Raw genomic sequence first — 11,222 nt, forward strand, 5'->3', positions numbered from 1 at the left:
AAGATTTTTTCTGGTTAGTTTTACCATGTAATTAGTTTATTGCAATTTATATAATAAAATTCTTTCAAATTTTATTATTTCTTTATATTAGTTCATTTGAATCACCCCTCTATACCCTAACTAATTGCATTGTGTAATCAGCCATTGATGCGTATATTAAGTATATACCCCCCCTTGAAAAAAACAATAGTTTTCATTCATCATCTTCTGCTATATTTCTACATATTTCATAAAAAGTTAATTGAAATTATCATTTTAAATAAAAAAGTTGAGAAAACTATAAAATAGTCTACTCAACTTTTTTGATATAAGTAAGTAATTTTATCATAATTCATAAATACACAAGGTAGTTCCCATTCTAATGTGATTTTATCTTAAGCCATCTTGCATCTTCCTTAATTTATATATTGCAGTATTAGTATCCACATCTACCATATCATAAGTAATAAATTCACCTTTTTTGATATCTCTCTTAACTATTGCATTGTCATTTATAAGACCTATTGGCACTAAATTCTCCTTTTTTGCTACTTCATATGTGTCTATACTCCCTAGGACTGTATATTCTCCTATTCCATCTAGCCTTTCACCTTTCTTTAAATCCTTTTTGGCCATTGTAATTACTTCAGCTACTGGTTTATCATAAATAGGTGCAATGGTAGGTTCATTATAAAAATAAGCCTTTGCTATTGAAATAGGTGTTTCTAAGCTAGTTAAATGATATGGTCTATAAAGTACATAATTTGGTCCAGGACCCATTTTTAAAAACTGCATTTCATGATGTACTTGTGGAAGTGATGTGGTTACAACAACAAATACACCTGGTGCAATACCATGGGCATAGTCTACTATTTTATATTTATCCAAGATTCCACCTTCTTCTTTGAGGCTATATACCTTTGGCAAATTATTTACTTCCGTTGTTGGTCCATATCCTCCTCGTATATCTGGTATAAAACCTGTAGCATTTGCCATTGCTGCCATTTCCACCATAGTATTAGTTCCATCTACAAAGGAAGCCAATCTCAGTGGTTTAAGTTTTGACTTCAATGCCTTTTCCTTTACAGTATCTGGTGTCGCATCATAGTCTATTGGATTATTTTTTCCTTTACCTATTGCTAATACTTCAAATCCAGTTGCTTCTGCAAAATCAAAAATTTCTTTAACTGCTCCTGGTTCATCTCCTGCTGTGCCTGTATATACTATGCCTGCTTTTTTAGCCATTCTATTAAGTATAGGTCCTACTACTACATCTGCCTCTACATTTAACATTACAACATGTTTTCTATTTTCTATACCATCCATTGCTATTTTAGCACCAGTATCTGGTACACCTGTAGCATCTACTACTACATCAATTAAATTAGCTTTAGTAGAATACTCTGTCATATCTGTTACAACATATTTATTATTCTCCATAGCAATATTAATCTCATCAAGAGTTTTTACGACTACAATATCGTCCTTAGATATTCCTGCTAAGGTATAGGCCTCTATAGCATCAAATATTTTATTGCTAACAACTAAAGAAGGTTTCATACCCTTTACTAACATCATTTGACTTACCATGCCTTTGCCCATAAGTCCTGCTCCAACAATTGATACTTTTATATGTTTATTACTTTCATCTAATTCTTTCAATTTGTTATTTAAATTTAGCATTTATTTTACCCACTTTCTTAGTTATTAGCTGCATTCAACCCCGCAATATATCCTGACGACCATGCCCATTGAAGATTAAATCCCCCGCAATCTCCATCTATATCTAATAATTCTCCTATGATATATAACCCTTTAACAATTTTTGACTCCATAGTTTGGTTATTTACTTCATCTGTATTTACTCCTCCTGCTGTTACTTGAGCATTTCCCCAAGATTTACTTCCTATTATTTTAAATTGCCAAGAAGTAAGTATTTGAGAAAGTTTTCTTATTTCATCTTTAGATAAAGATGATACTTTTTTATTTTTATCTACTTTTATCTCTTTAAGTATTGGAATAATAAGCTTTTTATTTATTAATCCTATTAATCCAATATCTACAGATCTATTGGACATGAATTTAAATCTCTCTACTAAGTATTCAAATAATTCATCTTGAGTCTTAGTATGAATTATAGACACCCTCAGTTCCACATTTTTATTTTTATTCATATATTCTAAAGCAGTTCTGCTTAATTGAAGTATTGGGGGGCCTGAGATTCCATAGGAAGTAAAAAGAATATCCCCTATATCTTCTAATATTAACTTATTATCAATGTATATCCCTGCTTCTCCGAGAAATTTTACTCCATCTAATGATTTAAGAAATTTACTTTCAAGTTTCAATTGTACTAAGCCAGGAAATACTTCTGTAATTGTATGACCTAATTTTTTACATAAACCATAACCGTTGCCATCAGAACCGCTGGATGGTAATGCCATACCCCCTGCGGCTATGATTACATTATGCCCTTCAAATGTTCGTTTATCTTTAAGTACTACAGTAAATTTTCTTCCTTGCTTTATTTCAACTACTTGAGCATCTGTAACTAGTTCAATTCCCTGTGTTTCTATCTCATATCTTAATACATCCAGCATAGAAGAAGCTTGAAAAGATAGAGGAAAGACTTTCCCATTATCTTCAACAGCCGGTGTTATGCCTAATCTTTCAAAGAATTCGATAGTTTTTTCTACATCAAACTCTGACAATGCACTATATGTAAACTTAGGGTTAGTGCCATGATAATTATTTATAGTTAAGTTTCTATTTGTATAATTGCATCTTCCATTTCCTGTGGCTAAAAGTTTTTTCCCTATCCTATCGTTTCTTTCCAATAAGATAACATCTCCGCCATTTTTCTTTGCAGATAGAGCTGCCATCATCCCTGCGGCCCCACCGCCAATAATTATTATTCTCTTAGTCATAGAAAAACTCCTTTATAAGATTTACTATGTTATATATTTTATACTTTATTAGTAATTTTGTCTATTTCAACAAAATAATTTTATCAAAAAAGGTAATAGAATCTCTATCACCTTTTTCAACTAAAGTCCTATTTCTTTTAACTCAATTTGAATTACTTTTCTTAAAAAAAACTTTTGTTCATCAGAAATAAAAGCAGCTTCAACAGAATTATCTATAATTTTTAATATTTCTTCTATTGATATATTCATTTCATTAATTAAAAGGTTATATTCCTTTGCTAATGAAGTATTAGATACAGTAGTATTATCTGTATTTATAGTTACCCCTATACCTAATTCTAAGTATCTTTTTATTGGATAATTTTCTATAGAATCTACTGCCTTCGTCTGTAAATTACTAGTAGGGCACATTTCTAAAAAGATATTTTTTTCTTTTAATATTTCCATAATCTTAGTATCTTTTATTGCTGCTATTCCATGTCCTATTCTCTTTGCATGAAGAAGTTCTATAGATTTTGGGATATTCTCCACAATACCAGTTTCTCCTCCATGAATAGTTATATTGTATCCTTTTCTATATCCTAATTCAAAGGCATCCTTGTGTATCTCTGGCGGAAAATCCTGCTCATTTCCTGCTAAGTCTATGGCCACTACACCTTTCCCAAGATATTTCTCCCCATATTGTACTACTTCTAAGCTTTTTTCTGGACTTTCATGTCTCATACATATAAGTATTGCATTGGACAATATATTAAAATCATTTTTAGCTCTATCCATACCTTTTAAAACACTTTCTACTACCTTGCCAAATGTAAGCCCCCTATCCATATGAAGAAATGGAGCGAATCTTATTTCAACATACTTTACATTTTGCTTACTTAAATCTTCTAAAAGCTCATATGTAATCCTCTCTATATTTTCTGATTTTTGCATTACTTTAAGTGGATAACTAAATTTTTTTAAGTATTCAATTAATGAATCACATTCTTCTTTAATACTTACTAGCTTCTCAAACTCTTTTATATCCGTTATTCCTAGATTTTCCCCTTGTTGAATCAATAATTCATACATGGTTTCTGGTCTTACACTTCCGTCTAAATGACAGTGCAGTTCTATCTTAGGTATTTTCATCAAAATTTCGTTCATGTAATTGCTCCTTTCAGAATTATATATCTCAATTAGCTATACTGCTATTATAATATTTATATGTGTATTCTTCCAGTACTTCGCCACTAATAAAAAATTCCTCTCTATTAATAGAGAGGAATTTTCCTATATACTTTTCTATTTTCTATTTAATACTGCATTAATTACTATACCAACTAATGCTGCAAAACTTAATCCTGATATTGCTACATTTTCATTTATTGGAATTCCTATTATAATTCCTAATTTACTAGATAAATATTCTCCGCCTAATCCTAATACTAGTATAGTAGACATTACAAGTATATTCTTCCAGTTAAATTTAACTTCTTGGTTTTTTATAGTTTTTACTCCTATTAAGGATATCATACTAAATAACATCAAGGAGATTCCACCCATTACGGATGTTGGTATAGTTGATAGTGAAGCTCCGATTTTTGCTACGAAACCTAAACATACTGCAAATACTGCTGCAAGTCTCAATATTGATGGGTCATAATTTTTAGTTATTGCTAATACACCTGTATTTTCTCCATAAGTTGTATTTGCAGGTCCACCTATTAATGTAGCCACTGTAGTTGCTAAGCCATCACCTAATAATGTTCTATTTAAACCTGGGTCTTCTATAAAGTTCTTGCCCACTACCTGACCGTTAGTAGTTATATCTCCTAAATGCTCCATAAATACTGCCAAGACTACTGGTGCAATAATTGCTATGGCACCTAAATCAAATTTAGGCAATCTAAAGTTTGGCATTGCTAGTATAGACGCTTTATGAATTGCCTCTGTATTTACTATTCCTATTTTATATGAAAATACATATCCGACTATAACTGCTATTAAAATTGCCAATTGCTTTATAAACCCTTTGCCTTTATAGCTTATAGTTAGTGCTGTTCCCAATGTTATAGCTGCTATCATAAGGTTTTCTTTTGCCATACCAAATGCTGTCGGCAACATATTCATGCCTATTACTATAATCATAGGCCCTACTACTTGTGGAGCAAGATATTTTTGTATTCTCTCTACTCCTATTCTCTTTATCAAGAAAGATATAATTATATAAACTAACCCTGCTACAACCATTCCACCTTGAGCATAAGCTAAATCTCCATTATAAAGTTCTTTTACTTTTAAAATCACTGGAATAAATGCGAAAGACGAACCTAAGAATACTGGAACTTTTCCTTTAGTACATGCATGAAATATAAGTGTACCAAGACCAGCTGAGAATAAGGCTATTGATGGGTCTAATCCTGTTAGTATAGGAACTAAAACTGTGGCCCCAAACATAGCTATAAGATGTTGAAGTGCTAATATTACCTTTTTTGAATTACCTAATAATGACATTTCTTCGCCTACTGAAGAAACAGACTTTTTAATCGCGTTATCAACCATTTATTTTCTCTCCTTTCCAGCCTCACAGGACTGATTTAAAGTTTAGTATTAAATTTTTTCCTAAGTTATTATATCATTATTTGAGTATTTATACAATGTTTTTTAAAAAATATTTTTTATAATAAATACTTGTTGAAATTGAAATATACTATAGATCAAATATATACAAAGTGATACAAATATTTATCAATGGATATTTTAGATATTTAGTTTAACCTATATACTATCTATGGTGTTTTATCTTTAGGTTATATTAAAAAATAATATCTATAATATAAAATAGGGAATTTATAAAAAATCCCCTATTTGTGCTAATTCTAAATTTATCTGAGAATCCTTAAATCTTAAGTTACATTTTATGTAACCAATATATAAGTTTCTTTAACTCTAGAATCATTAATTTTATATCAATATAAGATTATATTATCAAAGCCTTCTAAATAAATCTTTTTCCTCTAAATTAGCTATTTGTAATCCCTCATCTATTTGAGATAAAATTAAATCTTTATCTTTAGGTAAAGTTCCTTTTAATGCTACATAATTGGAAGCATGGTTAGACCTGAAAATACAATTATTTACATTAAGATTTTCCACCATTTCCTTAGTTTCTAAAAGAACTTCTTTAGGCGTTAGAAGGGTAAATCTTTGATTTTGTACCTCATCATAAAGAGGGGTACCTTCTTCCACTAATAAAGTAAGCAGTCCTACATAACTAGGATTTATCTCATTAATTATTTTAGCAGATTCTAATGCATGCTCATGAGAATTTACATTTCCGCCTATTCCTGAAATTAGAGTTATAGAAAGCTCTATATCTGATTTAACTATCCTTCTCCCTGCCTCAACCATTTCTGCTCTAGTTACACCTTTATTGATGTCTTTTAATATTTTTTCAGATCCTGATTCTACTCCAAGATATATAATTCCTAATCCAAGAGATTTTAATTTCTTTAATTCCTCATTACTCTTAGATAAGATTGCCTTAGGTGAACCATAGACACCAACTCGCTCACATTCTGGAAATTGCTCTTTTATAAAAGAAAGAATCTTTATTAATTCCTCAGTTTTTATTGCTAAAGCATCACCATCAGCAATAAATATTCTCTTTACATATTTATATCTTTCTCTTCCCATTTGAAGATCTTCTAATATTTCATTTGTATTTCTAATTCTAAACTTTTTATCCTTATACATGGAACAAAATGTGCATTTATTATGTGTACATCCTATGGTAGCTTGAATTATTAGACTATAGGCTTCACTAGGTGGCCTATATAAAGAACCTTCATATCTCATTTTATCACCTCTTATTTTTCAAAACCTTCTTTTGTGTATTTATTACTTGCATTCCAAAATATCCATTGAGTTAAATCTGCATCATAAGCAGCTTTTTTCTGTGCTATTATTTCTTTAGGACCATAAGGTGTATAATGTGAACCATATTGTTTTTTAAGCCATGGAGCCGAAAAATCTTGGAGCCAAGGTCTAAGAATAGCTTTTTGCTCTACAGTATCCATATTATCTATTCTTTTTTGTGCTGTAGACATACTAGTATATACTATTTTATATGGATCTGCATCTGGATATGGAACACCATAGGACCCTAATGCATAATGAGACGGATAAACCATAGGACATAAAATATCTACGGCAGTAGCTAAAGTTTCTAAATGCTGACCTAAGTTCATATCATCTTCAGTAGTTGTAACTAATCCAAATACATCAGCAGACACATATACCCCATAAGGTGCTAATCTTTCTCTAGCATATCTAAGAAATCCAGCAATAGCATCTTTCATTGGTTCTTCATTAAAATTTCCATAATCAATTAAAGCTCTTTTCCCATCAGTTGGAAATCTTACATAGTCAAATTGAATCTCCTTAAACCCTTTTAGGGCAGCCTCTTCCGCTATCTGAATAGGATATTCCCAGGATTCTCTATTATAAGGATTAAGCCATGCATCCCCCTTATTATCCCTCCAAATAGTACCATCTTTAGATTTTACAGCTAAATCAGGTCGTTTACCTGCAGCTAATCTATCTTTAAATGTTACAATTCTAGCTATAGGATATATATTCTTATCTATTAAAAGATTCATAGAATCCATGAACTCTTTATCCCTAACTGTTTTATCTGCTTCTAGTTCCTGTACCATAGGAACAGAGGACCTATATGTCAGTTCCCCAAAATCATCTTTTACATCTATGACTACTGCATTTAGTTCTGACTTATCTATTAAATCTACTAAATCATAATATCTACTCTTAAGTCCCAAAGTATATCCTGTCATATAAATCGCTTTTACATCAACTTTTTCTTTATATGCAGCCCAGTTAACTGAAGGTTGTCTTAAATAATCTAACTCTGTAATAATATTGGGTGAGTTTTCTTCAGCTATATTATCTATGGTCTTCGACTTCACTGTGTTACATCCTACTAACAGTAAAGTGGATATAAGTACAGTTGTAATTAATCTAGTTTGAGTCTTCTGCATCTAATTCCTCCTATATGTACCCATGTAAAGAACATATTAATAGTAATTTCTTTAATATTACTAAATTTATATCCTTTTTGACTCTTTAATTATATAATACGCAAACCATGAATACAACCTATATATAACTAGAAAATACTTATAAAAATAATGATTATCAGTTGACATCCGCATTACCCATTAAAGAAAAAGAATCTTTTTAGTTTAATGGAATTATTGATAAATCCATACTAAAAAGATTCTTTTTATATACAAATATGAATAATAATATATTTTTTAATAAGATACCGCAAGTAATTAATGATAATTTTAATATTCTGTTATAAGATATAAAAATTAATATTTTGCATCATTTACCTACAATACTTTTCTTTCAATTCTATGACTTCAAATAATAAAACCCTTCAAAAATCCTATTCAATCTGAATCTTTTTTCTTAATTTATTGTTACCTGATAAACTCTGTGTTCACAGTAAATGATTTAACACCTTTATTGATATTCAACGTATAGATAAAAACCTCACTATAAAATAATTGGTTCTACTATAATATATCTAGCCTTTAATCTTGTTAAAAAATTCCTATATGATAATAAATAAAAGCATTAATCAATTAAAATAGTCTAACTATATTTTAGGCAATAATTTAGGTAATTGTTCTTTCATTCTTTGTAAATCTGCAGTATCTTGTTTAATCCAACATGAAATTAGTGAGCCATGAATAAGAGTAAAAAGTATTAAACTATAGTCTTTAGCATCATCTTGAGAGTATCCGCAATCTAACAGCTTATCCCTATAAAACTCTTGCCATTTTTCATAAATTTTCTTAGATTCATCTGATAGTCTATCACTTATATATATAGATTCTAATCCCATAAAAGTTATAACTAATGATTCAAAAACATTTTTTCTATCAAAAATAGTAGATAATCTATCTAACATTCTTGAAAATACTATAACAGCATTATCTGATGTAGAAAATATATTTTTATTAATACCATCTACCATTTTATCATAAACATAGTGCAATACTTGAATTGCAAGTTCTTCCTTCCCTCCGGGAAAGTAATAATAAAAAGAACCTTTAGGAATATCACAAGAGTTTAATATCTCATTGATTCCTGTTCCAAAATAACCTTTATGAGCAAAGATTTCTGCAGAATTTTTAAGAATAAGCTTTTTTTTATCAATATTCTCTTCCATAAAATAGCCTCCTATGTAAAAATAATATATAAGATTAAATCTATCTTTAATATGTAGTTAAACCCTATCTAGTTTAAATTAGATAGGGTTTGAAATTATTTATTTAAGGCATCTACAACTGCATTGCCAGCATTATATCCACTAGTCATAGCCCATCCAAATAAAGCTCCAGGAGCATATATATCTCCAAGAACACCTCCGACAATTTCTCCTGCTGCATATAATCCTTCTATAGGAGTATCATCTGCTTTAACAACCTGCATATTATTATTTATGCGAAGTCCACCAAGGGAAGCATAATACCTTAAATTCATTTCTACTGCATAAAAAGGTCCTTTTTCATTCATTGGTTTAGAAACCTTACGACCAAAATCACTATCTTCTCCCTTTGCTACAAATCCATTGTATTTAATAACAGTTTCTTTAAGGTTATCTCCAGAAATATCAATAATTTTTGCTAGATCTTCTAAAGTATCACCTTTAGCAAATATTGGTGTAGTAGTTCCATTGGCTTCTAACCACTCATTTAATTGTTTTTCAGTATAATTTTTAGATGCAATACAAGTTTTAGTATATAGATTGAAAGATTCTTCATCCATAATTAAATATGAATGTTTATTTTCTTCCATTTTTGCTTTAATAGAAGCACCACTTCCTTGTTCGTTTACGAACCTTTCTCCTTTATCTGAAACTAATACAGATCCTGTACCACCATACATAGCCAATGCACCTTGGTATGTATGCTGTCCTCTACCATCTGGCAATACAATACTATGTGGTTGTATATTTACTTTGTCTAAGTTAATTGAATCAGCTCCAACTTCTTGTGCCATTAAAAGACCATCTCCAGTAGCTGATACTGCTCCTGCATATGCAAGTGAACGAACATAATCAGTTAAGAGCTCTTCATTAGCACCATATCCACCTGACGCAAGTATTACAGATTTTGCAGCAATCTCATATGTTGTACCATCTTTAGCTACAGCCTTAACTCCCTTAACTACTCTATTCTCTGTCATAAGTTCTTTTGCAGGAGTTTCATACATAACCTTAACTCCCAAAGCTTCTACTTTCTCAAGTAATGAAGTAACTACTCCCGAACCAGCCCCCTCTGGCGAAAATGTTCTGCCAACACTATGTTCAGCAGAAGGTTTAGGTTCATTATCTTTATATTTTAATCCAGCGCCATCTTCTGCTACAAGCCAATCAAAGGCTTCTCCCACTGTATTAGCGTAAATCCATGTAGTATTTGCATGGTTGCTAAAGCTACCATTACGCATTAAATCCATAAATAACATTTCAGGAGTATCTTCTATACCATATGATCTTTGCATTTTAGAACCAGTAGCATTAGTACCACCACCAGCCATAGCCGAAGCACCTCCAGCCATAGGCATTTTTTCTAATAAGATAACATCTAATCCACCTTGAGCTGCAGATAGGGACGCTGTAAGTCCAGCACCACCAGCACCAACAACTACAAGATCAGCAGAAAGAGAAATCTTTTCTTTATTTTCATTAGCTTCAGCTTCTACCTTAGTAAAATCTTCTAGATTAGCTCCTGCTTGACTTAAAGCTTCTTCCACTGCCTTAAGAAAGGCTGCGCTTGAAATTGTTGCTCCAGCTACAGTATCTATATTTAAAGATTGTTTTTCTATAACATCTGTTTTAAGCTGTTTTATTGCTGCTCCTCCAAGAGTGGGTGTTTCAGTTTCCTTAACTTCTATTTTTAAAATTTTATTTTCATCAACTTCCATGGATAATTCTATCTCTCCACTAAATCCGTCCACTGTGGATTTATATGTACCAGGTGTAAGTTTTGAAGTAGAAGAATTGTCATTTGGAGATGGAGTAGTAGTACTACATCCACTAACTAATAAGCAAAACACTAATAGTAAACTAAAAAATTTGTTTTTATTCAATTTAAGTCTCCTTTCATATGTCTCAATATAAATAAACTAGACGACCGGTCTATTATTAAGTATACCAATTGTTTTTTATATGTCAATATAAAAAGTAAAAATCTAACTTTAATTTTTATGACCTAACACAATGAATTAGGTCATAGTGGATTT

General features: G+C 30.7%; 8 protein-coding genes. All 8 read right to left on the reverse strand.

Going from position 1 to position 11,222, the window contains the following annotated elements; all coding sequences use genetic code 11:
* Positions 1-369: 369 nt before the first annotated feature.
* A complete protein-coding gene (locus ABWP20_RS17395; protein WP_353097559.1) occupies positions 370-1,662 on the reverse strand; it encodes an NAD(P)H-dependent oxidoreductase in 1,293 nt (430 codons plus the stop codon).
* Positions 1,663-1,679: 17 nt separating this feature from the next.
* Entirely contained in the window at positions 1,680-2,906 is a 1,227-nt protein-coding gene (locus tag ABWP20_RS17400) for a BaiN/RdsA family NAD(P)/FAD-dependent oxidoreductase (RefSeq protein ID WP_353097560.1), read from the reverse strand.
* Between the two features lie 120 nt (positions 2,907-3,026).
* Positions 3,027-4,052 (reverse strand): adenosine deaminase, encoded by a 1,026-nt coding sequence (gene add, locus ABWP20_RS17405; protein ID WP_353097562.1) that lies wholly within the window; start codon positions 4,050-4,052, stop codon positions 3,027-3,029.
* 138 nt (positions 4,053-4,190) lie between these two features.
* A complete protein-coding gene (locus tag ABWP20_RS17410; RefSeq protein WP_353097564.1) occupies positions 4,191-5,450 on the reverse strand; it encodes a uracil-xanthine permease family protein in 1,260 nt (419 codons plus the stop codon).
* A gap of 426 nt (positions 5,451-5,876) precedes the next feature.
* The gene (locus ABWP20_RS17415; RefSeq protein WP_353097566.1) at positions 5,877-6,746 is read right to left on the reverse strand and encodes a radical SAM protein; all 870 of its coding nucleotides are present in this window, start codon (positions 6,744-6,746) and stop codon (positions 5,877-5,879) included.
* Positions 6,747-6,757: 11 nt separating this feature from the next.
* Complete coding sequence (locus ABWP20_RS17420) at positions 6,758-7,945, reverse strand: putative glycoside hydrolase (protein ID WP_353097567.1); 1,188 nt, start codon at positions 7,943-7,945, stop codon at positions 6,758-6,760.
* Between the two features lie 626 nt (positions 7,946-8,571).
* Entirely contained in the window at positions 8,572-9,147 is a 576-nt protein-coding gene (locus tag ABWP20_RS17425; RefSeq protein ID WP_353097568.1) for a TetR/AcrR family transcriptional regulator, read from the reverse strand.
* 95 nt (positions 9,148-9,242) lie between these two features.
* Positions 9,243-11,069 (reverse strand): flavocytochrome c, encoded by a 1,827-nt coding sequence (locus ABWP20_RS17430; RefSeq protein ID WP_353097569.1) that lies wholly within the window; start codon positions 11,067-11,069, stop codon positions 9,243-9,245.
* Positions 11,070-11,222: the final 153 nt, after the last annotated feature.

This window comes from Tissierella praeacuta (genome assembly GCF_040396155.1).
Classification (GTDB): Bacteria; Bacillota; Clostridia; order Tissierellales; family Tissierellaceae; genus Tissierella; species Tissierella praeacuta_A.